The 24959-nt window shown below is 76.9% G+C and carries 15 protein-coding genes, 1 tRNA gene and 1 pseudogene; 10 read left to right on the plus strand and 7 right to left on the minus strand.

Features of this window, described 5'->3' with window-relative positions; all coding sequences use genetic code 11:
- Positions 1–66 precede the first annotated feature (66 nt).
- From HNR08_RS21275 to HNR08_RS09055, 3 genes are all read left to right on the plus strand, one after another.
- The gene (locus HNR08_RS21275; RefSeq protein ID WP_146838969.1) at positions 67–1482 is read left to right on the plus strand and encodes an RNA polymerase sigma factor; all 1416 of its coding nucleotides are present in this window, start codon (positions 67–69) and stop codon (positions 1480–1482) included.
- Positions 1483–1620: 138 nt separating this feature from the next.
- Entirely contained in the window at positions 1621–1848 is a 228-nt protein-coding gene (locus tag HNR08_RS09050) for a DUF6458 family protein (RefSeq protein WP_146838967.1), read from the plus strand.
- 103 nt (positions 1849–1951) lie between these two features.
- Positions 1952–3910 (plus strand): NHL domain-containing thioredoxin family protein, encoded by a 1959-nt coding sequence (locus HNR08_RS09055; RefSeq protein ID WP_146838965.1) that lies wholly within the window; start codon positions 1952–1954, stop codon positions 3908–3910.
- Positions 3911–3962: 52 nt separating this feature from the next.
- On the opposite strand, the gene HNR08_RS09060 is transcribed toward HNR08_RS09055, so the two are convergent.
- The 3 genes from HNR08_RS09060 to HNR08_RS09070 all read right to left on the minus strand — a co-directional run bounded on the left by HNR08_RS09060 (position 3963) and on the right by HNR08_RS09070 (position 6738).
- Positions 3963–5300, minus strand: coding sequence for a GGDEF domain-containing protein (locus tag HNR08_RS09060; RefSeq protein ID WP_168430876.1), 1338 nt, complete (start codon positions 5298–5300; stop codon positions 3963–3965).
- Positions 5301–5371: 71 nt separating this feature from the next.
- Positions 5372–6001, minus strand: coding sequence for a TetR/AcrR family transcriptional regulator (locus HNR08_RS09065; RefSeq protein WP_146838962.1), 630 nt, complete (start codon positions 5999–6001; stop codon positions 5372–5374).
- 35 nt (positions 6002–6036) lie between these two features.
- The gene (locus tag HNR08_RS09070; RefSeq protein WP_146838960.1) at positions 6037–6738 is read right to left on the minus strand and encodes a biliverdin-producing heme oxygenase; all 702 of its coding nucleotides are present in this window, start codon (positions 6736–6738) and stop codon (positions 6037–6039) included.
- A gap of 174 nt (positions 6739–6912) precedes the next feature.
- Between HNR08_RS09070 and HNR08_RS09075 the strand changes: the two genes are divergently transcribed.
- Positions 6913–7467 (plus strand): DinB family protein, encoded by a 555-nt coding sequence (locus tag HNR08_RS09075; protein ID WP_146839005.1) that lies wholly within the window; start codon positions 6913–6915, stop codon positions 7465–7467.
- A 790-nt stretch (positions 7468–8257) separates the two neighbouring features.
- On the opposite strand, the gene HNR08_RS09080 is transcribed toward HNR08_RS09075, so the two are convergent.
- From HNR08_RS09080 to HNR08_RS09090, 3 genes are all read right to left on the minus strand, one after another.
- Positions 8258–8866, minus strand: coding sequence for a hypothetical protein (locus HNR08_RS09080; RefSeq protein WP_146838958.1), 609 nt, complete (start codon positions 8864–8866; stop codon positions 8258–8260).
- A gap of 184 nt (positions 8867–9050) precedes the next feature.
- Positions 9051–9124, minus strand: a tRNA-Gly gene (locus tag HNR08_RS09085).
- Between the two features lie 166 nt (positions 9125–9290).
- Positions 9291–11786 (minus strand): glycoside hydrolase family 94 protein, encoded by a 2496-nt coding sequence (locus HNR08_RS09090; RefSeq protein WP_183834966.1) that lies wholly within the window; start codon positions 11784–11786, stop codon positions 9291–9293.
- Positions 11787–11982: 196 nt separating this feature from the next.
- Here HNR08_RS09090 and dcd point away from each other — a divergent pair, with 196 nt between their 5' ends.
- Together dcd and HNR08_RS09100 are read left to right on the plus strand one after the other, a co-directional pair.
- Positions 11983–12558, plus strand: coding sequence for a dCTP deaminase (gene dcd, locus HNR08_RS09095; protein ID WP_146840330.1), 576 nt, complete (start codon positions 11983–11985; stop codon positions 12556–12558).
- Position 12559: 1 nt separating this feature from the next.
- Positions 12560–13666, plus strand: coding sequence for a hypothetical protein (locus tag HNR08_RS09100; RefSeq protein WP_246803173.1), 1107 nt, complete (start codon positions 12560–12562; stop codon positions 13664–13666).
- 654 nt (positions 13667–14320) lie between these two features.
- On the opposite strand, the pseudogene HNR08_RS09105 reads toward HNR08_RS09100, so the two are convergent.
- Positions 14321–17043 (minus strand): annotated as a pseudogene (locus tag HNR08_RS09105) (cation-translocating P-type ATPase); the annotation flags it as partial.
- 488 nt (positions 17044–17531) lie between these two features.
- On the opposite strand from HNR08_RS09105, the gene HNR08_RS09110 reads away from it, so the two are divergent.
- Genes HNR08_RS09110 through HNR08_RS09125 form a run of 4 tightly spaced genes read left to right on the plus strand, consistent with a single transcriptional unit; the run spans position 17532 to position 24950 of the window.
- Complete coding sequence (locus HNR08_RS09110; protein WP_146840328.1) at positions 17532–20609, plus strand: serine/threonine-protein kinase; 3078 nt, start codon at positions 17532–17534, stop codon at positions 20607–20609.
- Positions 20606–23332, plus strand: a complete 2727-nt coding sequence (locus HNR08_RS09115) for an FtsX-like permease family protein (RefSeq protein ID WP_146840326.1) — start codon at positions 20606–20608, stop codon at positions 23330–23332. The genes HNR08_RS09110 and HNR08_RS09115 overlap by 4 nt, the downstream gene beginning before the upstream one ends.
- Positions 23329–24279: an ABC transporter ATP-binding protein gene (locus HNR08_RS09120; protein WP_146840324.1), complete on the plus strand. Its 951-nt coding sequence runs from the start codon at positions 23329–23331 to the stop codon at positions 24277–24279. Before HNR08_RS09115 ends, HNR08_RS09120 begins: the two co-directional genes overlap by 4 nt.
- Positions 24276–24950: an ABC transporter ATP-binding protein gene (locus HNR08_RS09125; protein ID WP_146840322.1), complete on the plus strand. Its 675-nt coding sequence runs from the start codon at positions 24276–24278 to the stop codon at positions 24948–24950. Before HNR08_RS09120 ends, HNR08_RS09125 begins: the two co-directional genes overlap by 4 nt.
- Positions 24951–24959 lie beyond the last annotated feature (9 nt).

Genomic DNA, 24959 nt, shown 5'->3' on the forward strand with positions numbered 1-24959 from the left:
TGACGACGACGACCCCGGGGGGCCGGTCTTCGACGACTGTGGGTCTACGCCACGGCGCTGAACGAGGTGCGGCGCTCCTGGCGCCGGTCCGCGCTCGAGCGCCGCTGCGCGGAGCGGCTGCGCTCCGAGGACGTGCCAGCACCGGCGCTCCCCGACTCCGCGCTGTGGCGCGCCGTCGCGGACCTGTCGCCCCGGGCCCGCACCGCGGTGGCGCTGCGGTACGTCGCCGACCTCACCGAGGCCGAGGTCGCGGACGCGATGAACGTGTCGCGCGGCACCGTCGCCACCACCGGCGTCCCGCGCGCGCCGGCAGCTCGCCCGCGTGCTGGAGCCCAGCCTGAACGGAGACCCGGCATGAACGCGCCCCTCGACCTCGTGACCCTCGGCGACGACGCCGACGCCCGGCCCGTCCCGCCCGTCGAGCGCGTGCACGCCCGCGCGGCCGTCCTGCGGCGCCGGCGGCGGCGGACGGCGTCCGCGCTGTCGGTGGGCGCGGTGGCGGCGGCGATCGCCGTGGCGGGCGTCGTGCTCCCGCAGGGCACCGGCCCGGCGGGGGAGGCGCCCGCGGTCGCGCAGTTCCTCGGCGTGGTCCCGGCGAGCGCCGCCACGGGGGACGTGGACTGCCGGATCGGGGTCGGCGACGGGGAGATCCCGTACGAGGACTGGGCGGCCGACCCGGTGACCGCGGCGCTGCCGGTGCTGCTGGACTCGACCGACCTCGCGCCGATGCGCGGGGTGTCGATGGGGTCGTACACGCACAACTGCGCGCCCGCGGTGCCGACCGCGGTGCTGTACGCCGACGGGACGCCCGTGCGCGCCCTGGCCCTCTACACCGACGTCGCGAACCCCTACTCGGCGGAGGGCGGCCTCGCGGACGTCGCCGTGCGCGGGACGACGGCGCAGGTCATGACCTTCGACGACGGCGGGCAGGTGCTGTCCTGGGTCGAGCCCGACGGGAAGCGGTGGGTGGCCTGGGCCGGGGGCATGGCCGGGGACGAGGCGGTCGGCCTGCTCGACTCGCTCGCGCTGGTGCCCGACGGCGGCGTCGAGGCGTCGAGCGTCCCCGCGGACATGCTGACCGCCGAGGTCCCGGCTCCGACGACGGAGCGGCGCGAGGTGTCGTTCGGCGTCGACTACGGCGCGCCGGTCGCGCAGTGGACGGCCGACCGCGTGCACGTGAACGTCAGCACGAGGCCGAGCGCGACCGTGGAGTGGGCGGCGACCGGGGCGCCCGGCGTCGTCCTGACCGAGGTCGGCGGGCACCTGGCGGAGTACGCGCCGCAGCCGGGCGCGCCCGAGGAGTTCGGCGAGGACTACGGCGAGCTGCGCTGGTCGGCGGGCGGGCTGACCTCCTTCGTGTCCGGCTCGGGCGGGATGGACCGGCTCGTGGCGCTGGCGGAGTCGCTCGAGCACGTCGCGCCGGACGACCCGCGGATGGTCGCGGCGGTGAACCTGCCGGAGCTGCCCGACCTGGGCGGCTGACAGCCGGCCCGTTGCGCAACCCGGCCGTTGCGCAACGGGCCGGTTGTCCGGTTTCGACGCGCGGGATCGCGTCCGCCGTTCCAGACTCGCCCTCAGACCCGGGCCACCCGTGCCCGGGCCGGCGGAAGGAGTCCGACCATGGGCATCGGCGGCGGCATCGCCCTGATCGTCATCGGCGCGATCCTCGCGTTCGGCGTCAGCGACAACATCGCGAACGTCGACCTGACGGTCATCGGGTACATCTGCATGGGCGCGGGGCTGCTCGCGCTGATCCTCGCGCTGGTCATCAACCAGCAGCGGGCGCACACCTCGCACCGCGAGGTCGTCGAGCGGTACGAGGACCGGACCCCGCCGCCCGCGGTCTGACGGGCACCAACCCGCGCCGTCCGCCCCGCCCCGCCGGTGTCACGCCGGCCCGCGGGGCGGACGCGCGGGACGACCCGCGCGCGGCGTCGTGTTGACTTGTCCCGTGACCACCAGCCCCACCCGACTCCCGAAGGTCCGCGCGTCCGAGCTCGTCGGCCGCGGCTGGCTCAACACCGGCGGGCGGGACGTCGCGCTCGGGGACCTGCGCGGGAAGATCGTCCTCTTGGATTTCTGGACCTTCTGCTGCATCAACTGCCTGCACGTCCTGGACGAGCTGCGCGAGCTGGAGGAGCAGCACCGGGACGTCCTGGTGATCATCGGCGTGCACTCGCCGAAGTTCGTGCACGAGGCGGACCCGGACGCGCTGGCCGCGGCGGTCGAGCGGTACGAGGTGCACCACCCCGTGCTGGACGACCCGGAGCTCGTCACCTGGTCCGCGTACACCGCGCGCGCCTGGCCGACGCTGGTCGTCGTCGACCCCGAGGGCTACGTCGTCGCGCAGATGGCGGGCGAGGGGCACCAGAGCAACGTCGCGCGCCTGGTGGCCGACCTGGTCGCCGAGCACGAGGCGAAGGGCACGCTGCACCGCGGCGCCGGCCCGTACGTGCCGCCGGAGCCGACCGCGGGGACGCTGCGGTTCCCCGCGAAGGCCGTCGCGCTGCCGGACGGGACGCTGCTGGTCGCGGACGCCGGGCACCACTCGCTCGCCCTGCTCGACGCGGACGGCGAGACGCTGCTGCGCCGCATCGGGTCGGGGGAGCGCGGGCTGGTCGACGGCGGCCCGGACGCGGCCCGGTTCAGCGAGCCCAACGGCCTGGCCGTGCTGCCCGCGGACGTGGCGGAGGCCGCGGGCTACGACGTGCTGGTCGCGGACACCGTGAACCACGCGCTGCGCGGCGTGCGGCTCGCCGACGGCCACGTCACGACCGTCGCCGGCACCGGGGCGCAGTACCTGGTGGGGGACCCCACGGTCCCGTCGCCGCTGCCCGGGCGCCCCGACCTGTGGCGCACCGACGGCGCCCCGCGCCCGGGCACGGACGTCCCGCTGTCCTCGCCGTGGGACGTGACCTGGTCCCCGCAGACCGGAACCGCGCTGGTCGCGATGGCCGGCGACCACCAGCTGTGGGCGTTCGACCCGCGCACCGGGGCGGTCGAGCCGGTCGCCGGGACGATGAACGAGGGCCTGGTCGACGGCGACCCCCGCGAGGCGTGGTTCGCGCAGACCTCCGGCGTCGCGCTCGCGCCCGGCGGGCGGGTGTGGCTCGCGGACTCCGAGGTGTCGGCGCTGCGCTGGATCGACCCGGGCGACGCCGCCGCCGGTGCGGGACCGGCCGACGCCTGGGCCGCCGCGACCGTCGGGACCGCCGTCGGCGCCGGGCTGTTCGACTTCGGGCACCGGGACGGGGCCGCGGACCAGGCGCTGCTCCAGCACCCCCTCGGCGTGGCGGTGCTGCCGGACGGGTCGGTCGTCGTCGCGGACACGTACAACGGGGCGGTGCGCCGCTGGGCGCCCGGGGCGGACGGCGGGCCGGGCGAGGTCAGCACCCTCGCGACCGGCCTCGCGGAGCCGAGCGGGATCGTCGTCCAGGCCGAGGGCGACGGCGTGACGCTGGTCGTCGTGGAGTCCGCCGCGCACCGGCTCACCCGCGTGGCCCTGCCGGCGACGCTCGCCGGCGAGGTCCTGGACTCCGGGGCGCACCGCACCCAGCGGCCCGTCACCGAGATCGCCCCGGGCGAGCTCGCGCTCGAGGTGGTGTTCACCCCGGCCGCCGGGCAGAAGTACGACGACCGCTACGGCCCGTCGACGCTGCTCAAGGTGTCCGCGACGCCGCCGGAGCTGCTGCTCGACGGGGCGGGCGACGACGTGCCGCTGACCCGGACGCTCCGCATCGACCCGTCGGTCGCGGAGGGCGTGCTGCACGTGACCGCGCGGGCGGCGTCCTGCGACGCGGACCCGGCGATCGAGTTCCCGGCCTGCCACCTGAGCTCGCAGGACTGGGGCGTCCCGGTGCGCGTGGTCGCGGGGGCGCCGGACGCGCTGACGCTGCCGCTGCACGGGTAGCGCCCCAGGGGGGCCCAGGTCGAAGGTGGACGGTTGCGGTGAGCGGGCGCCGTCAGGCCGCGCCCAGCACCGCCAGCGACAGCAGAGTCTGGAGCGTCGTCCGCACGGTCCGGTCGTCCGCGGGAAGCGTCGACTCGAGCGTGACCACCCACGGCGCCCGCGCGAGCTCGATCTGCCGCATCCCGCTCACGTGCAGCGACGACGTGCCGCCGCGCGCCACGACGACCGGCCCGTCCCCGTCGGGGCCCTCGGCGCGCGCGACCACCCACCCGGAGCCGCCCATCGCCTCGGTCACGGCGGCGGCGAGCGCGCAGACCCGGGGCAGGACGGCCGGGCCGGTGGCGGCGAGCGCGGTGACGCCGGCGGACACGGCCCGGCCGAGCACCGCCCCGGGGTCGTCCGCCCGGTACTGCCGCGCCCGCGCCGCCGCGTGGCTGCGCTTGGCGTGGTATTGCGCGGCGTCGGCCCGGCGGAACAGCGAGCGCGGCGTCGGCGCCGCGGACAGCGAGCCCCGGGCGGAGGACGCGATCCCGTAGGAGATCGACGCCCCGTACGGCAGCGCGGAGTCGCCGACGGTGGCGTCCACGACCTGCACGACGGTGGTGCGCGGGATGCCGCAGGTGACGATGCAGAACTCGTCGCCGCCGATGCGGGCGGCGGTCGACCCGGGCAGCCCGCTGCTCGCGCGACGGAGCACCCCGGCCACGGCGCGGAGCAGCTCGTCGCCGGCGTCGTGCCCGAGCTCGTCGTTGACCCGCTTGAGGCCGTCGACGTCGCACATGACGATGCAGGTCTCGTCGCCCGAGTCGATCGCGGCCTGCGCCGCCTCGTCCGCGACCCGGCGGGTGCTGAGCCCGGTCAGCGGGTCGTCCGAGACGAGGTGCCGCACCTGCTCCGCGAGGTCCAGCCGGGCGATGTGCGCGCCGACCAGGGCGCCGAGCACCTCGCCGCGGGCCGCGTCGTCGGACCCGAACGGGGCCGCCCGCTCGTCGCGGACCGCGCACAGCACGCCCCACAGGTCGCCGTTCACGACGACCGGCGCCACGAGCACCGGCCGGGTGCGCAGGGGGTCGGCGCCCGGCGCGCCGCGCCAGGTCTCCCGGGTCCGGGCGAGCGCGCGCACGGCCTCGCCGTCCTTGAGGGCGTCCTCCGCGGCGGCTGCCTCGTCGGTGGGGTCGGCGACGAGCACGCGCCACTCGTCCTGCTCGACGCGGGCCAGCGCGGCGACCCCGGCGGCCAGCACGTCGCGCGCCGCGACCACCCCCGCCTCGTGGACCTCGGCGAGCGTCAGGAGGTCCCCGAGCCGGTGCGCGAGCAGGGCGAAGTGCCGGGCGTCGTCCCCGTCGCCGCGGGGTGCGCTCGTCCGGGCCGGCGGCGGTGCGTCGGTCACGCGTCCATCATCCCCGGTCGGGGCCCGGACCACACGGGAACGCCCGCGGCGGGTGGGTGAACGGGCGCCGGTCAGGCCGGGACGGGCTCCGCGACGGGTCGCTCGGCGCGCTCCCCGGCGCCGACCGCGCGGAGCACGAACCGCACGGTCGACTCCACGGTCTGCTCGCGCGCCGGCCCGTCGTCGGGCAGCGACCGGCTGGTCAGGCAGGCGTTCACCAGGGAGACGCTGGTGCCGAGGTCCTGCTCGGCGAACTCCCCGCACTCGATGCCGGCGGCGAGGATCCGCCGGAGCAGGGACTCCACCATCACGACGTGCTCGCGGACCCGCTGCTGGGTGCCGCGGGACAGCACCGAGCGCAGGTCGGGGCCGGGGGCCAGGTGGTAGTCCCGCTTGAGCTCGCACTGGGCGCGGACGAACGCGCGGAGCTGCTCGGTCGGGTCGTCGACGCCGGCGAGCTCGGCCTCCAGGGCGGCCACGTACTGCTCGGTCTCGTGCATGATGAAGCCGACGAGCATCGACTCCTTGTCGGCGAAGTGGTTGTACACCGCGGTGCGGCCCACGCCCGCCGCCTGGGCGATGTCGGCGAGGGTGATCGCGTCGAACCCGCGCTCGGCCATGAGCCGGGACAGCGCGCCGAACAGCTTGAGGCGCGTCTGCTCGCGGTGCTCGTGCAGCGAGCCGCCGATGATCTTGGGCATGCTGACATTCTCGCACGAAGTGTCAGCACATCCGGTCATGCGGACGGGTGGACCTCCGCGAGCGCGGCGAACAGGGCCCGGTTGTGCCGGAACGCCGCCCGGGCCTCCTCGACGACCGCGGCCCGCCCGGCGGCGTCGAGCTCGAGGGCGTCGACGCGGGCGCGGTACAGGTCCTTGAACGGCTTCGGCTTCGGGATCGCGGGGAACGCGTAGAACGCCACGCCCGCATCCGGCACGCCGTAGTGCCGCTGCACCATCCGGCCGATGACCTGGCCGCCGGACAGGTCGCCGAGGTACCGGGTGTACGCGTGCGCCACGTAGGCGCCCACGTCGTCCCCGCCGGCCCGGATCGCCGCCGCGTAGCCCGCGGTGGCCGGGTGCGGGGCGGTCGAGTCCCGCCAGCCCGGGCCGAGCAGGTGCGCGAGGTCGGACTCCAGCGCGGGCACCCGGGCGAGCTCGTCGAACACCACGCCCGCGCCGGCCGGCGTGCGGCGCACCTGCTCGCCGACCTCCTCGAGCGCCGTGTACACCGTGTGCAGCTGCGCGGCGAGGTCGGCGTACGCGCCGACGGTGAGGCGTCCGCCGAGCAGGTCCTCCACGAAGCGCGATCCCTCGGCCGCCTCGTGCTCGGACCGGGTGCCCTCGCGGAGCAGGACGGAGAGCGGGGCTGTGCCGGCGGGGTCGGCGGCGCCGCCGTCGGCCGGCGAGGTGGCGGCGAGCTCGTGCGTGGCGGTCATCGGGGCTCCCGGGAGAAGGACGGGGCGTCGTTCTGACGCCGCGTCAGCAAGGTACCCGATCAAGTAAGGATTGCCTACCCTTCTCGACCGAGGCGTGGACACCCGCCGCCGGACGCTCCCGCGCGGAGGGGCGCACGGGTTAGCGTGCGGGACGTGACCGCTGACGCCGCCCCCCTGCCCGACGAGCCCGACGAACGGGCCGACGCGTACGCGCCCGCCGACCCGGACGCCAAGGACTGGACCTGGGTCCTGCGGGAGCGGTGCCCGGAGTGCGGGTTCGCCGGCACCGACGTGGCCGGCCCCGACCTGGCCGGCACGATCCACGACCTCGTCCCGCGCTGGCGCGCCGCGCTCAACCGGCTCGACGTCCGGGACCGCCCGGCGCCGGGGACCTGGTCGCCGCTCGAGTACGGCGCGCACGTGCGGGACGTGCACCGGGTGTTCGACGAGCGGCTGCGGCTGATCCTCGAGGAGGACGACCCGCTGTTCCCGAACTGGGACCAGGACGCGACCGCCGCCGCGGACCGGTACGACCTGCAGGACCCGGGCCGGGTCGCCGACGAGCTCGCCGACGCGGCCGCGGTGCTCGCGGCGCGGTTCCAGTCCGTGCGCCCGGACCAGTGGGACCGCCCGGGGCGCCGGTCGAACGGCTCGTCCTTCACGGCGACGACGCTCGGGCAGTACTTCCTGCACGACGTGGTGCACCACCTGCACGACGTGCGCGCCTGACGCGGCGAGGCCCCTCGGACGCTTACTCCGAGGGGCCTCGATCCGGGGACGACGCTACGGGCCCGCCCGCGGGCCGCCGTGGAGGCGCGCCGACGTCGCCGTCATCCACAGATTCTGTGCACAGGCCTGTGGGTTCCGCTCGATCACGCAGGTGAACATGTGGACAACATGTGCACGGCGCGGTGGACGAGAATTCCCTCCGCGAAACCCTTGCGGCGCGCTCCGCGGCGGGACTAGAACTTCTCCATCGACCTCGACGGACTCCCCGTCCACCGCAGGACCACCGGCTCGCCGGGCGGCCCGGCGGGCGGCGGGACCGGCGGGGCCGGGACCGGAGGGAGAACGACGGGCCACCTCGGGCGGGCAACCGGCCGAGCTGCGGATGACGACGCAGCGGCTCGCAGGACCCCGACGGTCTGATCGTCGCCGTCCCGCCCGCGGGGAGGCCCTCCGGGGCCGTAGCCGGGTGCCGGGACGGAGCCGCACCGTCAGAGCGGCGGCCGGTTCCCGACTCGTCGGGGACGTGGGGACGACGGTCAGGGAAAGGCCCCTCGGACGCTTACTCCGAGGGGCCTTTCTCCGTGTCCGGACACGTTTGTCCACAGGCCCTGTGGGCGACGGCCGGCGGGCGGTGGTCCGAACGGGGGCGATTGGCCACCCGATTGGGCGATATGTCCGGATCTATCCACAACACTTGTCCCCACCTTGTGCACGAGGGTGTGCATCGAGCGGGGACCGGCGGACCCGGCCTGTGGACGCCGTGTGCACGCCCGGTGGACGGATCGTCCGGTCAGGCGAGGAGGTGCGGCGACGGGGCCACCGGCCCCCCGGTCAACGCGACGCCGAGCCGCTCGCCGATCAGCTCCGCCTCGTCCATGACGTCCTGGTAGCGCGGGGTGCTCCGGGTGTCGAACCGGAGCTCGACCGCCTCCACCGACCCCGGCGGGAACACCGTCCAGATCACCTCGTGCCGGACGACCCCGTGGCTCCGCAGCGTCACGACCGCCCGCCCGGCGGCCACCTCGCGCAGGCCGGCGGTGTGGTACGTGACGCGGGTGGCGGTGCGGCGGGAGCGGTAGATCTTCCGCTGCACCCGGCCGAGGTACGCCTCGGCCGCGTCGGGGCCGTCGGGCGCCTCGGCCAGCAGCTCGCACGCGAGGCCGGCCGCGACGTCGCCGCTGCCGTCCGGCACCCACGCGCCGACGCGGACGTGGCGGGAGTTCTGCGCCAGGACGGCCCGGTCGATCGCCTCCAGGGCCGAGCGCAGGCGGTTCTCGGCCACCGGGCCGGATGCGAGGTCGGCAGCGGCCTGTCGTGCGGCGCGCAGGCCCTCACCGGGACGCCAGCCGCACCAGCGGTCGGGGAGCCGCAGGTCGATGCGCGCGATCTGCCGGTTCATGCGGTCCTCCCGTTGTGGCACTGGCGACGGGGACGCTATCCACGGCGTCAGGGGTCGCGCGCGACTCCGTAGGGGAAACCACTCGCCCCGCGCGGAAGCACTCAGGTCGCTGGTCGCGGCGCCGACGCGCGCACCCGGGGAACGCGAAGGGCCAGGCGCGGCGTCTGCCGGACCTGGCCCTCGGTGGAGCGGGTGACGGGAATCGAACCCGCGCTGTCAGCTTGGGAAGCTGAAGTTCTACCATTGAACTACACCCGCGCGACCGTCTGACGAGGTGCCTCGCAGGCGGTCGTGGTGCCCCCGTCGCCGGGGACGCGCGACCAGCATAGCGGCTCCGCGCCGCCGCTCGTGCGCGCTGCGCCGCCGCTCGTGCGCGCTGCGGCGCCGTGCCCGGGCGGTGACCCGGGCACGGCGGCGCAGGCCGTCAGACCGTGACCTCGACCCGCACGGTGCTGCCCGCGGGGGCGTAGGGGACGGTCCGGCCCTCGACGGCCTCGCCGTCGACGACGAGCGTCCCGCGCGCCCCGGCGCGGCCGGAGTTCGTCACGGTGATCTCGTACCGCGCGCCGCGGGCGACGCGCGTCACGGTGAACGACGGCACGTCCGGGCCGATCTGCGGGTCGACCACGAGGCCGTCGTAGTCCGGCCGCACGCCCAGCAGGTACTGGGACACCGCGACGAAGTTCCAGGCGGCCGTGCCCGTCAGCCAGGAGTTCTTGGCCTCGCCGTGCCGCACGGCCTCCTTGCCCGCGATCATCTGCGCGTACACGTACGGCTCGAGCCGGTGCACGTCGGAGATCTCCTCGCGGTACGCGGGGGTGATCCGGCGGTAGTAGTCGAACGCCTGCTCGCCGCGGCCCACCACGGTCTCCCCGATGATGACCCACGGGTTGTTGTGGCAGAAGATGCCGCCGTTCTCCTTGTAGCCCGGGGGGTACGTGGAGACCTCGCCGAGCTCGATCTGGTAGCTCGTGTAGGCCGGGGACTGCAGGACCATGCCGTGCGGGGTGGCGAGGTGCTCGCGGACGGAGTCCAGCGCGCGCAGCGCCGGGCTCGCCTGGGCGCCGGGGGTCGTCGGGTCCGTGGACTCGACGCCGATGCCCGCCATGACGGCGAAGCCCTGCGGCTCGATCCAGATCTTGCCCTCGGGCTTGGCGTCGGTGCCGACGGGGTTCCCGTAGAAGTCGTACGCCCGCAGGAACCACTCGCCGTCCCAGCCGTGCTCGAGCACCGCGTCGCGCATCTCCGCGACCGCGGCCCGCGCGCGGGCGGCCACGTCGGTCAGGCCCCGGCGCTCCGCCAGCTCGGCGTACTCGGGGCCGATGAACACGAACATCGCCGCGATGAACACGGACTCCGCGACGCCGCCGGCCTGGTTCTCGGTGGTCTGGAACGACTCGCCGGGCTCGGTGGAGAAGCAGTTGAGGTTGAGGCAGTCGTTCCAGTCGGCGCGGCCGATCAGCGGCAGGCCGTGCGGGCCGCGGTTCTCGACGGTGAACTGGAACGAGCGGGTCAGGTGCTCGAACAGCGGCACCTCGGAGCCCGGCTCGTTGTCGAAGGGCACGGGCTCGTCGAGGATCGAGGCGTCGCCCGTCTCCTTGATGTAGGCGGCCACGCCGAGGATGAGCCACAGCGGGTCGTCGTTGAAGCCCGAGCCGATGTCGTTGTTCCCGCGCTTCGTCAGCGGCTGGTACTGGTGGTACGCCGAGCCGTCGGGGAACTGCGTCGAGGCGATGTCGATGATGCGCTGGCGGGCGCGCTCCGGGACCAGGTGCACGAAGCCGAGCAGGTCCTGGTTGGAGTCGCGGAAGCCCATGCCGCGGCCGATGCCGGTCTCGAAGTACGACGCCGAGCGCGACATGTTGAACGTGACCATGCACTGGTACTGGTTCCAGATGTTGACCATCCGGTCCAGCCTGTCGTCGGTCGACGTCACCGAGTAGGTCGAGAGCAGCTCGGTCCAGGACGTCCGCAGGGCCTCGAACGCGGCGAGGGTCTGCTCGGTGGTCGCGAACCGGGAGAGCAGGGCGTGCGCGCGCTCGCGGTTGAGCCGCTGCATCGGCAGCTCGCCCTCGCCGGCCGGCGCCCACTTCTCCTCGTGCGGGTTCTCGACGTAGCCGAGGACGTACGTCAGCGCGCGGCTCTCGCCCGGGGCGAGGGTCACGTCGACCTGGTGCGAGCCGATCGGGTACCAGCCGGAGGCCACCGAGTCGGTGGCGGCGCCGGCGCGCGGCACGGCGGCCTCGCCCAGGCCGTTCCACGGGCCGACGAACGTGTCGCGGTCGGTGTCGAAGCCGGTCGCGCGCGTGTTCACGCCGTAGACGGCGTAGTGGTCGCGGCGCTCGCGGTACTCGGTCTTGTGGTAGATCGCCGAGCCGGACGGGCCGTCGAGCTCGACCTCGACCTCGGCCAGCGACAGGTTGCGCTGGTAGTTGGTCTGGTCGTCCTGCGCGTTCCACAGGCAGAACTCGACGAACGAGAACAGGCTGACCGTCTTCTCGGCGTCCGAGGTGTTGGTCAGGGTGACGTGCTGCACCTCGGCCGTCTCGCCGAGCGGGACGAAGAAGAGCGTCTCGACCCGCAGGCCGCCGCGCTCGCCGGTGATCCGGGAGTAGCCCAGGCCGTGCCGCGCCTCGAAGTGGTCGAGGTCCGCCTTCACGGGCAGCCAGCCCGGGGTCCAGACGTCGCCGCCGTCGTTGACGTAGAAGTAGCGGCCGCCCTCGTCCGCGGGGATGTTGTTGTAGCGGTACCGGGTGAGGCGGCGCATCTTCGCGTCGCGGTAGAACGAGTAGCCGCCGCCCGTGTGCGAGAGCAGGGAGAAGAACTCCTCCGAGCCCAGGTAGTTGATCCAGGGATAGGGCGTGTGCGGCGTCGTGATGACGTACTCGCGTGCCTCGTCGTCGAAGTGGCCGTACCGCATCGTTGCGCCTCTCGGTGTCAGGTGATCATGCCGCGGGAGCGCTCCCACGGGTGTGCCGATGGTCAGCATAGCGTCCGTCGAAGCGCTTCCCGCGACCGGGGGTCCCGGACGGTGCCGGCAGGCCGTCGGGGACGCCGTCGCGGGCGCGTCCCGGGACGCGGCGGGGACCCCCGGGGAGGGTCGGTACCGTAGGCGCGTGCTGCTCTCCGACCGCGACATCACCGCCGAGCTCGACTCCGGACGGGTGGTCCTCGACCCCTACGACCCGGCCATGCTCCAGCCGTCCAGCATCGACGTGCGGCTCGACCGGTTCTTCCGGCTCTTCGACAACCACAAGTACCCCGTCATCGACCCCGCCCAGGACCAGCCCGAGCTGACCCGGCTGGTCGAGGTCGAGGGCGACGAGCCGTTCGTCCTGCATCCCGGCGAGTTCGTCCTGGGCTCGACGTTCGAGCAGGTCACGCTCCCGGACGACATCGCCGCGCGGCTCGAGGGCAAGTCGTCCCTCGGTCGGCTCGGCCTGCTCACGCACTCGACGGCGGGCTTCATCGACCCCGGGTTCTCGGGTCACGTGACGCTCGAGCTGTCCAACGTCGCGACGCTGCCGATCACCCTGTGGCCCGGCATGAAGATCGGGCAGATGTGCTTCTTCCGGCTGTCGTCGCCGGCGCTGAAGCCGTACGGCACCGGGGCGACCGGCTCCCGGTACCAGGGCCAGCGCGGCCCGACGGCGTCCCGGTCCTGGCAGAACTTCCACCGCACCCGGGTCTGACGTGGTCCTGCCCGCCCTGCCCGACGCGCCCGCCGCCACCGGCGGGGTGACCCCGCCGCCCGGCCGGCACCTGCTGGTGCTGCCCGACGGCGTCGCACCGGACGAGGTCGAGGTCCTGGCGGCCAGCCGGTTCCCCAGCGCCCGGTGGGAACGCCCGCCGCGCATCCCGTCCGGCCGCCGGGCCAGCGGCGCCGCGCGCGGCCCCGCGCCGCAGGCGACGCCCGGCGTCCTGCGGGTCGGCCGGCTCTCGACGCTGACCGGGCCGTACGCCGTCGAGCCGGAGCAGGTCGCGCGCTGGGGCCTGCCCACCGACAGCGAGGTCGCCTGGGTGGTGGACTGCCCGCGCGAGCGCGCCGAGCAGCCGCCGTTCGGCGGCGACCGCGACGGCCTGCGGCGCGCCTTCGGCACCTCGGGTCCGGTGCGCGAGGAGGGCCGGGTCGTGCAGTGGCTCGTCGCCGCCGCCCGGCGCCTCGGCGGCGCGGTGCGGGTCGAGTCCGGGATCGTGCTCGAGCCCGACATGGACGCCGCGCTCGACCTCACCGTGCTGACCGACCGGTGGGTGGAGCCGCGCACCGTGCTCGCGGCCGCCCGGCGCGTCGAGCCGCGCGCCCGCCTGGAGGGCGACCCGGTCGGCGCCCCGGACGCTGCCCCGGACGCCGCCGGGCCCGCGCTGGCCGGGGCCGCGCTGGCCGCCCGCGAGGAGGCCGGCGTGGGGATCGCCGACGTCGCGGAGCGCCGCCGCCTGCACGCGGAGGCGGACGCCTTCGACGCGCACATGCGCGCGCACCCGCCGGCGTCCGAGGCGTTCGGGGTGCAGATCGACCTCGGCGTCGACGGCATCGTGGTCGTCGAGGTCGCCGCCGAGCTCGACGTGCCGGTGGTGCTCGCCGCGCTCGACTGGGCGCAGGGCGAGGTCGTCGCGTACCGGGTGCGCTGGGAGGCGCCGGACGTCGAGCAGCTCGAGTCCGAGCGCCCGTCGCTGCCGCACCGGGTCGCCCGCGGTCGCGCCGCGCGCGTCGTCCGGGGCGTGGCGCGCGAGGTGCACGCCGAGGTGGGCGGGGAGATCGCGGACATGGCGGGGTTCCTGGTCGACCCGGGCGATCTCTGAGGTCGGGCGCGGTCGCAGCGCCGTCGGGCCCGGGTGGCAGACGCGCCGGCCGTCGGCGGCGCGTCCGCGCCCCGGGGCCCGGCGTCAGTCCTCGGGGTCGAGGCGGTCCACCGGCTCCGTCGGTGCGGCCGTGCGCCGGCTGCGGCGGCTGGGAGCGGGCGGCTCCTGGGGCTCGGGTCCGTCGCGGTCCGGGTCCACGGGCTCGAGCACGATGGTCGCGTCGGTGGCTGCCCCGGCCGCCCCCGCCCCGCCGCCGGAGACCCGGGCGGGACCCGGCGCGCCCGCGGCCGGTGCGTCGTCTCCCGGCGCCCCCGGGCGATCGGCTCCTGCGGCACCCGCGTCCGGTGCCGCCCCGGCGCCCGCCCCGGTGCCCGCCGCGGCCAGCCCCGGCGGCGGCGTGAGCTGGATCGCGGTCGTCGTCGCGCTCGGCGCGGTGACCCCGCCGCGCCGGCTCGCGGTGCGCCGCGCCGACCCCCGGGCGGGCACGATGCGCGCGACCGTCCTGCCGTCGCGGGTGAGCGCGACCTCGTGGCCGTGCTCCGCGGCGGTGACGAGCTCGGGCAGCCGCCCGGCGGCCTCGTCCACGCCGACGCCGTCGGCGGCACCCGGCGCGACGTGCGCGAGGGCGGCGGCGCGGGCGTCCCGCGCGCGGTCGCGGACCCGGGTGACGGCCTTCATGGCCTCCACGAGCAGGAACACGAGGATCGCGAACCCGAGGCAGAGGCCCCACTCGCGCGGACCGATCGGCGCGGAGTCGAACCAGGAGTTCATGAACGGCACGTACGTGAAGAACGCCTGCAGCACGATCAGCGCGCCGGTGGCGATCCACACGACCCTGTTCCCGCGCAGCACCCGCAGGGTCAGGCTGGACTCGCCGAGGAACCGGCAGTTGAACAGGTACGCGAGCTGCCCGAGAGCCAGCATCGTGACCGCCGTGGTCTGCGCGACGCCGTTCGTGGTGCCGCGGGCCCGCTCGATGGCGAACACCGCGAGCGTGGCGCCGCCGATGAGGAGCGACGCGACGACGACGTGCCGCAGGGACTCCCGGGAGATCACCGACCCGCCCGGCGCCCGCGGCGGCCGGGACATCACGCCCGCTCGGCGGGCTCGTACGCGAGCGCGAGCGACAGCGTGACGGCGGTGACGAGGTTGACCCAGAGGATCTGCACCGGCGCCAGCGGCAGGGCGAGCCCGAAGAGCACCGCGACCAGGATGACCAGCGACTGCGCGCCGTTGGTCGGGAGCAGGAACACGACGGACTTGCGGATGTTGTCGTAGATCCGCCGCCCCTCCTCGACGGCCCGCTCGATGGAGGCGAAGTTGTCGTCCGCGAGGACGATCTCCGCGGCCTCCTTGGTGGCCTCGGTGCCCTTGATGCCCATCGCGACGCCGACGTCCGCGCGGGTGAGCGCCGGGGCGTCGTTGACGCCGTCGCCGGTCATCGCCACGACCTCGCCGTGCGACTGCAGCGCCCGGACGATGCGGATCTTGTGCTCCGGGCTCGTGCGCGCGTAGACGTCGACCTCGCGGACCCGGGTGCGGAGCTGCTCCTGGGTCATGGCCTCGAGCTCGGTGCCGGTGAGGGCGTGCACGTCGCCGTCGGCGGCCACGATGCCCAGCTCGCGGGCGATGGCCGTGGCGGTGCCGACGTGGTCACCGGTGATCATCTTGACCCGGATGCCCGCGCGGTGGCAGTCGGCGATGGCCTGCACGGCCTCGGGCCGCGGCGGGTCCACGATGCCGAGCACGCCCAGGAACGTGAGACCGCCCTCGACGTCCGCCGGGTCGAGGGCGTCGGCGTCGTCTGCCGCGGGGCGCTCCGCCGCCGCCAGGGTGCGCAGCCCCTGCCCGCCGATCCGGTCGATCTCCGCCTCCCAGCGGGCACGGTCCAGGGGCTCCGGGGCGCCGCCGGCGCCGAGCTGGTGCGTGCAGCGGTCCAGCAGCCGGTCCGGCGCGCCGACGACGCGCACGCGCCGCCCGGCGCCGGGCACCTCGTCGAGCGTCGCCATGTACTTGGTGGCGGACTCGAACGGCAGCACCGCGACGCGGCGCACGTCGCCGACGTCGGCGCCCGCCTTCATGGCGAGCGCCGCGACGGCACCCTCGGTCGGCTGGCCGACGACTCGCCACTGCCCGCCGTCCTGCACGACCCGGGCGTCGTTGCACGCCGCGGCGGCCGTGACGAGCGCCCGCAGGTCGGGGTGCGCGTCGAGGGACGCCGGACGCCCGTCCAGGGTCACGCGGCCCTCGGGCGCGTAGCCCAGGCCCTCGACGGCGTAGGTCGCGACCGGGGTGACGACCGTGCGGGTGGTCATCTCGTTCTTGGTGAGCGTGCCGGTCTTGTCGGAGCAGATCGTCGTCACCGAGCCGAGCGCCTCGACCGCCGTCAGCTTGCGGGTGATCGCGTTGCGGCGGGCCATCTGCTGCACGCCGAGCGCCAGCGTCACGGTGACCAGCGCGGGCAGGCCCTCCGGGACGGCGGCGACCGCGAAGCCGATCGCGGCGGACACGAGGTCGGGCAGGTCGAAGTCGTGGATGACCCGGCCGATGACCAGCATGAACGCGGCCATCGCGAGGATGCCGAGCGACAGCGTCTTGCCGAACTTCGCCAGCTGCCGGGACAGGGGGGTGTCGAGGTGGTCGACCTCGGCGATCATCGACTGGATGCGGCCGATCTCGGTCCCGGCGCCGGTGGCGGTGACGACGCCGACGCCCGTGCCGACCGCGACGATGGTGCCGGAGTACAGCATCGAGGTGCGGTCGCCGAGGCCCGCGTCGGGCCCGACGGGGTCGACGTGCTTCGAGGCGGCGACGGACTCGCCGGTGAGGGCGGCCTCCTCCACCTGGAGGTTCGTCGCGTCGATCAGCCGGAGGTCGGCCGGGACCCGGTCGCCGGAGCGCACGCGCACGACGTCGCCCGGCACGAGGGACTCCGCGTCCACGACCTGCCACTCGCCGTCGCGCCGCGCCTGCGCGTCGAGCGACAGCATCGTGCGGATGCCGTCCAGCGCGCGCTCGGCCTGGCCCTCCTGCAGGAAGCCGACGGCGGCGTTGATGACCGCCACCGCCAGGATCACGGTGAAGTCGATCCAGTCGCCGAGGATCGCCTTGAGCACGGCGGACGCCAGCAGGATGTAGATGAGGATGTCGTCGAAGTGGCCCAGCAGCCGGCGCAGCGCGCTGGGGCGCGGCGGCGTCGGCAGGCGGTTCGGGCCGTGCTCGGCGAGCCGGCGCTCGGCCTCGGACGTGCCCAGGCCGCCGTCGCTGCTGCGCAGGGCGGACAGCACGGCCGCGGGCGGCTCGGCGTACGGACGGGGCGCGTCGGGCGCGGGTCCCGCCGGGGCGGGGGAGGGCGTCGCGGGTGCGGAGGTCGTCATGTCACCACCTGGTCGTCGGCGTCCGAGCCATCGTGGCACGCGCCCGGTGCCGGATCGAGTCCCCGGCCCCTGCCTGGGGACCACGCCCCGCGCGTCGCGCGCGCCGATCGCACGGCGTCGGCCCCCGGAGGGCGGCACGTGCGTCCCACCCGGACACCGGGTGAGGCGGCCCGGGCAGGTGTGACCTGTCGTTCACCCGTTCGGGGTGCGGGCGCCGCGCACGGCCCGGAGACTGGCGGCCCGGACCATCGACGAGGGGGCGGACATGGAGACGACCACGGACGAGCAGCAGGGCGGCGACCTCCAGGAGGCGGTGTCCTGGACGTCGGTGAGCAACCCGCGGCGCGTGCGCATCTGACGCGCGGCCGCGTCCGGCCGGGTGGACCGCCGCCCGGTTCGTCCCCCGCGGCAACCGTCAGGTGGCAGGATGCGGCACACCCGCCCGCCGGCGGACCTCCCCTGCCCGCCCGACGAGAGGCAACGCGCGCGTGGACCCGGCTCGCCTGCTGCGCCGCCGGGCGCGCGCCCAGGCCGGGCTGCTGGCGCTCGTGTGCCTCCTCGCCGGGCTGGTCACCGCGACGCTGGTCGGGACCTCCGGCTACGTCGGCATCGCCGCGCGCGACGGGCTGACCGCGTCCCTGCGGTCCGCCGACCCGGCCGCCGCCGCCGTCCGCGTGCACACCCGGCTGTCCGACGACCCGGCCGCGCAGGAGGACGCCGCCCGCGAGGTCGTGGCCGGCCACCTCGGCGACCTGCCCGTCGCGGTGCGCACCACCGCGCGCTCGCTGTCGGTCCAGGCCGCCGCGGCGGACGGGCGACCGCTCGGGTCCGTGGTCGCCGGCGCGGACGAGCGGCTCGCGGACCGCGCGGAGGTCGTGGACGGCGCGTGGCCGCCGGGCGCCGGTGGCGGCGTCCCCGCGGCCCTGAACGTCGATGCCGCCTCGGCCCTGGGCGTGGCCGTCGGCGACGAGCTGGTGCTCACCGGCGACTCGCGGTCGACCCCGCTGACCGTGCGGGTCGCGGCGCTGTGGCGACCGGCCGACCCGGCGGACCCCGCGTGGTTCGGGGACGCGGTCGACCTGGACGGCACCGACGGCTCCGTGGCCGGTCCGCTGGTCCTGGGCGAGGCCGACCTGGCCGCGGTGCCGGCGCTGGCGCTCGTGCGGTGGACGCTCGTCCCCGACCCGGACGCGCTGCGGCCGGAGCAGCTGCCGGCCCTGCGCGCGGCGCTCGCGGCGCTCGGGCCCGCGCTGCAGGAGGACGACGCGGTGAACCGCCAGGGCGTGCAGGTCGCCGGCGACCTGGACCGGACGCTCGCGGACGTGGACCGGGCGCTGACGGCGGTCCGCGGCGTGTCGACGTCCGCGGCGCTGCTCGCCGTCCTGGTGGGGCTCGTGGTGCTGGGGCAGCTCGCGCGGCTGCTGGTCGAGGTGCGAGGTCCGGAGACGGTGCTGCTCCGCTCGCGCGGTGTCACGGTGGGGCGGTCGGCGGCGTGGGCCGCGGCGGAGTCGGCGGTCGTGGTCGGCGCGGGCGCGGCGGCGGGCGCGGCCGGCGCGGTGCTCGCGCTGCGCCCGCTGGGCGCCGTCCCCCCGGCGGTGGTGGCCGGCGGGGCGGTGGGCGTGGTGGCGGTCGGTGTCGCGATGCTCACGGGGACCGCGGCCGCGCGGTCGTCGCGCGCGCTGCGGGCGGCCCGCCCGGACGCCGGCCGGCTGCGCACCGGGGCCGCGGGCGGCGCGGTGGTCGTGGCGGTCGCGGTGACCGCGCTGGCGGCCTGGCGGCTCGCGGACCTGGGGTCGCCGGTGGTGGTCGGCGCGGACGGGCGCTCCTCGGTGGACCCGCTGGCCGCGGCGGCGGTGCCGTTCGCCCTGGTGCTGGTCGCGCTCCTCGCCGCCGTGGCGCTGGCCCCGCTCGCGCGGCTCGGCGCCCGGTGGACGGCCCGGCGCCCGGGCCTGGGGCCGGTCCTGACCGCGCGGCAGGTGGTCCGGCGCCCGACCGCGCACGCCGCGTCCGCCGCGCTGGTCGCGCTGACCGTGGCGATCTCGGTGTTCGTGCCCGCCTACGTCGGCACGTCGCGGGCGCAGCGCGAGGCCGCCGCCGTGGCGTCGACCGGGGCGGACCTGCGCGTCGACCTCGGCGACCGGCGCGCGGTCGCGGACGCGTCCGACCCCGCCGACCGGGCCGTCGCCGCCGGGGTCGCGGCAGTCGCCGCGGCACCGGGGGTCACGAAGGTGGCGCCGGCGCGGGCGGATGCGGTCGCGCTCGGCGGGGTGGACGCCGACCTGGTGGCCCTGCCCGCGGCCGAGCTCGGCGCCGTGGCCCTGCCGCCGGCGGGCGTGGCGGCCGGCGACCTCGACGCCGTCGCGGTCGCGGACGGGCTCCCGGGCGTCCCGCTCCCCGCGGGCGCGAGCCGGCTGACCGCCGCCGCCGACGTCACCACCGCCGGGGGCGTAGCGCTCGACGCGGAGGTCGCTGCGTGGCTCGCCGCCGGGCCCGGCACGCTCACCCGTGTGGTCCTGACCGGGGGCTCCGCGGCCCTGCCCGGGGGCGGGGCGTGGCGCCTGGTCGCCCTGGACGTGCGCACGGCGGACGCCCGCCCCTACCGCGTGACGGTCACGACGCTGGCCGCCGACGGCACCGACCTGCTCGCCGGCGCCGCGTGGTCGGCCCGCCTGCTCGGCGAGGACGCCGTGGACCTGACCCCGGCCGGCACGGTCGTGGAGGTCGGCACCGCGGCGCTCACCGGCCGCCGCGGCGCTCCGGTGCGGCTGCTCCCGGGGGAGGCGGACGCGCGCGTGCCCGTCGTGCTCTCGGCGGCGCTCGCGGACGAGCTGGGCCTCGAGGCCGGGGACGCGACCACCGCCCGGTACGCGGCGCGGGACGTCCCGGTGGTCGTCGCGGGGACGGTCGCCGCAGTGCCCGGTGGCGGCTCGGCCCGCGCGCTCCTCGCGGACCTCGACGCCCTCGACGGCGCGCTGCTGCGCCAGGGCCCGGACGTCCCGCGCGTCGCCGAGGTGTGGGCCGCGGCGCCGGACCGTGCCGCCGCGGCGGTCGCGGTCCGGGCGGCGCTCGGGGACCGGGACCGCCCGGCCGTCGTGCGCGCCGCGGACCCGGTCCCCGAGCCGCTGTCGCGGCCGGCGCTCGTCGTGTTCTGGCTGGCCGCCGGCAGCGCCCTGGTGCTGGCCGTCGGCGGGGCGGCGGCCGCCGCGCGGGCGCTGGGCCGGGAGCGGGACGGCGAGATCGGCGTGCTCCGGGCGCTGGGCGTCAGCGCCGCCGCGCAGGGCCGGGCCCGGGTCGCGGAGCTCGCGGCGTCCACCGCGGTCGCCGCGCTGGTCGGGCTGGCGGGAGGCGCGGCGGTCGCGGTGCTCGGCGCGCGGACCCTCGTGTGCGCGACCACCGGCACGCTGGACGGCGCGGCCGTCACCGGGCCGCTGGCCGTCCAGCCCCTCGGTGCCGTGGTGCTGCTCGCCCTCACCGCCGTGGCCACCGCCGCGGTGGCGGTCGACGCGGGGCTGCGGGTCCGGGCCCGCGCGGCGTCCGCGCCGGTGCGGCAGGAGGCGCAGCAGTGAGCGCGCCGACGGCCGGGCGCCTGCTGCTGCGGCAGGCACGCGCGGAGGTCGCCACGCTCGTGGCGCTCGCGGTGACGACCCTGCTGGTGGCCGGCGTGCTCGCCGCCTGGCCGCGCGCCGTGGACCGGATGGTCGCCGACGACCTGGCGCAGCAGGTGGCCGCGCAGTCCCCGCTGGACCGGGACCTGACGCTGCCGGCGCACCCGCAGATCCTGCTCGACACCGTGCCCGGACCGGCCGAGGTGGCCGACGGCATGGCCGCGCTGCAGGCCACGGCGGACGCGCAGACCGCCGGTGCCGGCCCGGCGCTGCGCGGCCTGCTGTCCGGGGCGCGGTTCGCCGTCGAGCGCCCCGAGGTCGAGATCGAGCGCGGGGCGCGCGCGCCCGACATCGCGCAGATGTCGCTGTCCCTGCTGATCGACCCGTCGCTGCCCGACCGGGTCCGGTGGGTGGCGGGCGCGGCCCCGGCCCCCTACGACGCCGGTGCCGCGGCCGGCCGGCCCCTGGCCGACGCGGCCGCCGACCTCCCCGCCGTCGAGATCGGGCTCTCCGCCGCCGCGGCAGAGGCGCTGCGCTGGGACGTCGGGGAGACGCGGCGCTCGGTCGACCGGAGCTTCCCGGTCGACCTGCGGCTGTCCGGGACCTTCGAGGCCGTCGACCCGGACGACGGGTCGTGGCGGCACCTGCCGTCCGCGCTGGGTGCCTCGGTGGTCGACGACCCGAACGCGGGCGTCCTGGTCACCGGCGTGGGCTTCGCCGACCCCGGCGCGCTCGCGGCGCTCGTGGTGCCGAACGGCACGACCACCCGGTACTGGCACCCGCTGGACGCGTCCGGCGTCGCGGGGGCCGACCGGGAGGCGCTGATCGCCGACCTGCAGCGCGTCCGCGCGGACGAGGGCCTGCGCAGCGGGACGACGGACGTGCTGGTCGCGGGCCGGGCGCGCGAGGCCACCGTGACGTCGCTGCTCGACGTGCTGGCCGTGGGGATGTCCGGCGCCGCCGTCGGCGTGCTGTGGCTGGCCGCGGTGCTGGCGGTCGAGCGCCGCCGGTCCGCGCTCGCGCTGCTGCGCGCCCGCGGCGCGTCGGGCGCCGCGGTGCGGGGGCTCGTCGCGGCGCAGGGGCTGCTCGTGTCGCTGCCCGCGGGCGCCGCCGGGATCGCGCTCGGGGTGCTCGCCGTGCCCGGCGCCACGCGGCCCGCCGACCTGCTGCCCGCCGCGGCGGCAGTGCTCGCGCCGATGGTCCTGCTCGCGGTGGCGGCCGGGCGGGTCGCCGGACGGGCCGGACGCGCGGACCTCGGGTCGCGGCCCTGGCGGTGGCGCTGGGTCGCGGAGGTGCTGGTCGTGGTCGCCGCGGTCGTCTCGGTCGTCGTCACGGGGCAGCGCGGGCTGGGCGGCGCGACCGGGGCGACCGGCGGGGCGGACCCGCTCGTCTCCGTGCTCCCGGTGGTCCTGGGCCTCGCCGCCGCGGTGCTGGTGCTCCGCCTGTACCCGTGGCCCGTGCGCGGGCTGCTCGGTCTGGTGCGGCGGCGACCGGGCGCGGCCGGGTTCCTCGGCGCGGCGCAGGCGGCGCGGTCGCCCGCGGCCGGTCTGGTGCCCGTGGTGGCGCTCGTGCTCGGCGTGGCCACCGTCGCCCTGTCGGCGGTGACGCTGTCGACGGTCGGGGCCGGGTCGGAGCGCAGCGCCGTCCGCAGCACGGGTGCGGACGTGCGGCTCGACCTCACGGCCCGGACCGCGTCCGGCGGCGGGCTGACGCCGGAGCAGGTCGCCGCGGCCGGCGACGTCGACGGCGTGGCCGCGGTCGCCGCCGTCGGGGACGCCGGGCCGCGGACGGTGGAGATCGGCCGGACGTCCGGCACCGCGGCGGTCGTCGTCGTGGAAGCGGCCGCGCTCGCGGAGGTGCAGGCCGGCCTCCCGGGGGTCGCTGCGCTGCCGGAGGCCCTGGCGCGCGCCGGGGCCGGCGGCGCGCTCCCCGCGCTCGTCGCGGACGGTCTCGACGCCGGCGGGGACGAGGCGGTCACCGTGCTCGTGGGCGCGCGGGCCGAGCCCGTCGACCTGGACGCGGCCGGTGCCGCGCGCGAGGTGCCCGGCGTCGTCACGGGGCAGAGCTGGGTGCTCGTCGACAGCGCCGCGTGGTCCGCCCGGACCGGGACCGAGGTCGTCGTGGACCGGCTGCTGGTGCGGGTCGAGCGCGGCGCCGACCCCGCGCAGGTCGCCGCCGCGCTGACCACCGCCCTGGACGACCCGCTCACCGTCCGGACAGTCGCTGCCGCCCGCGCCGAGCTGGACCGCTCGGTGCTCGTCACCGGGACGCGGACCGCGCTCCTCGTCGTGACGGGCGTGAGCGCGCTGCTGTGCGCGGGGGTGCTGGGGCTGCTGCTGCTCACCGGGGCGCCCGCCCGCGGCCGGACGACGGCGCTGCTGCGCACGCTCGGCGCGCCCGTGTCGGTCGGGCGGGGCCTGGTCGCCGCGGAGGTCGCCGGGCCGGTCGTGGTGTCCGCCCTCGGCGGGCTGCTGGTCGCGGCGGTTCTGCCGCGCCTGGTGCTGGGCTCGGCGGACCTGCGGCTGTTCACCGGGGCGGCCGAGCGGGCGGACCTGGTGGTGGACCCGGCGACGGTCGCGGCGGTGGCCGCGGCCGGGCTGGTGGTGTGCGCGGCGGCGCTGGCGGTGGCGGTCGCGGCCGCCCGCCGGGTCGTCGCGGTCGAGGTGCTGCGGGAGGGAGCATGACGGTGACCGAGCCGGACATCCTGTGCGAGGACGTGGTGCGCATCTTCACCATGGAGGGCGTGGAGGTGCAGGCCCTCCAGGGGCTGAACCTGCGCGTCGCGGCCGGGGACCTCGTCGCGCTGGTCGGCGCGTCCGGGTCGGGCAAGTCGACGCTGCTGACCATCCTGTCCGGGCTGGACCGCCCCACGGCCGGCACCGCCCGCGTCGCGGGCGCCGACCTCACGACGATGGGCTCGCGGGCGCGACGGGCCTACCGCCGGGACGTCGTCGGGTTCGTCTGGCAGCAGACCGCGCGCAACCTGCTGCCGTACCTCACGGCCGCCGAGAACGTCGCGCTGCCGCTCGTGGTGTCCCGGACCGGGAGGCCCGCCGCGCGCACCGCCCGGGCGGAGGAGCTCCTGGACGTCATGGGCGTCGCGCACTGCCGGGACCGGCTGCCGTCGCAGATGTCCGGCGGCGAGCAGCAGCGCGTCGCCATCGCCACCGCCGTCGCGTCGTCGCCGCGGGTGCTGCTGGCCGACGAGCCGACCGGCGAGCTCGACGAGGCGACGTCCGCCGACGTGCTCGACGCGATGCGGCACGTCAACGAGACGCTCGGCGTCACGACGCTGATCGTCACGCACGACCCGCTCGTCTCCGAGCACGTGCGCCGCACCGTCGCGATCCGGGACGGGCGCACCGCCACCGAGACGCTGCGCCGCGCCGCCGTCGACGAGCACGGCCGGGACGTGCTGCTGGCCGAGGAGTTCGCCGTCATCGACCGGGTCGGCCGGCTGCAGCTGCCGCGGGAGTTCGTCGAGCGGCTGGACCTGCGCGACCGCGTCCGCCTGGGTCTCGAGCCGGACCACGTGCGCGTCTGGCCGCACGGCGCCGGGCCGCACGACTCGCCCCCGCACGACTCGCGCGGCCCCGCCGCGGACGCCGCCGCCGAGGAGGACCGCCCGTGACCGCCACCCTGCGCGCGACCGCCCTGACCCGCACCTACGGCTCCGGCGACACCGCCGTGCACGCCCTGCGCGGCGTGGACCTGGTGGTCGAGCCCGGCGAGCTGCTGGTCGTCCGGGGCCGGTCCGGCTCCGGGAAGTCGACCCTGCTGCACGCGCTCGGCGGCCTGGAGCGCCCGACCTCCGGCCAGGTGCACCTCGGCGACGCCGAGCTCACGGCGCTGCCGAAGGACGCCCTGCTGCGGCTGCGCCGGGAGCGGATCGCGTACGTCTTCCAGTCGTTCGGGCTGATCCCCGTGCTGTCCGCGGCGGAGAACGTCGAGGTGCCGCTGCGCCTGCTGCGTACGGACCCGGTCGAGCGGGACGAGCGGGTGGCGGCGGCGCTCGCGGCCGTCGGGCTCGGCCGGCACACCCACCAGCGGCCGGGCGAGCTGTCCGGCGGGCAGCAGCAGCGCGTCGCGATCGCCCGGGCGCTGGTGGCGCGGCCGTCGGTGCTGCTGGCCGACGAGCCGACCGGGCAGCTGGACAGCGAGAACGCCACGGCGATGCTGGAGCTGCTGTCGGGTCTGGTGCACGAGAGCGGGGTGGCCGCGGTGGTCACCACGCACGACCCCCTGATCGCGGAGCGGGCGGACCGGGTGGTGGAGCTGCGGTCGGGCGCGCTCGTGGCCTGAGCGGCGCCG

Source organism: Cellulomonas hominis (assembly GCF_014201095.1).
In the GTDB taxonomy this organism is placed as follows: Bacteria; Actinomycetota; Actinomycetes; order Actinomycetales; family Cellulomonadaceae; genus Cellulomonas; species Cellulomonas hominis.

Bases quoted from the DNA above. Each gene is read 5' to 3' on its own strand.
- HNR08_RS09050 (WP_146838967.1), top strand. From the start codon at position 1,621: ATGGGCATCGGCGGCGGCATCGCCCTGATCGTCATCGGCGCGATCCTC.
- HNR08_RS09065 (WP_146838962.1), bottom strand. From the start codon at position 6,001: ATGCCCAAGATCATCGGCGGCTCGCTGCACGAGCACCGCGAGCAGACG.
- HNR08_RS09070 (WP_146838960.1), bottom strand. From the start codon at position 6,738: ATGACCGCCACGCACGAGCTCGCCGCCACCTCGCCGGCCGACGGCGGC.
- HNR08_RS09080 (WP_146838958.1), bottom strand. From the start codon at position 8,866: ATGAACCGGCAGATCGCGCGCATCGACCTGCGGCTCCCCGACCGCTGG.
- HNR08_RS09090 (WP_183834966.1), bottom strand. From the start codon at position 11,786: ATGCGGTACGGCCACTTCGACGACGAGGCACGCGAGTACGTCATCACG.
- HNR08_RS09120 (WP_146840324.1), top strand. From the start codon at position 23,329: ATGACGGTGACCGAGCCGGACATCCTGTGCGAGGACGTGGTGCGCATC.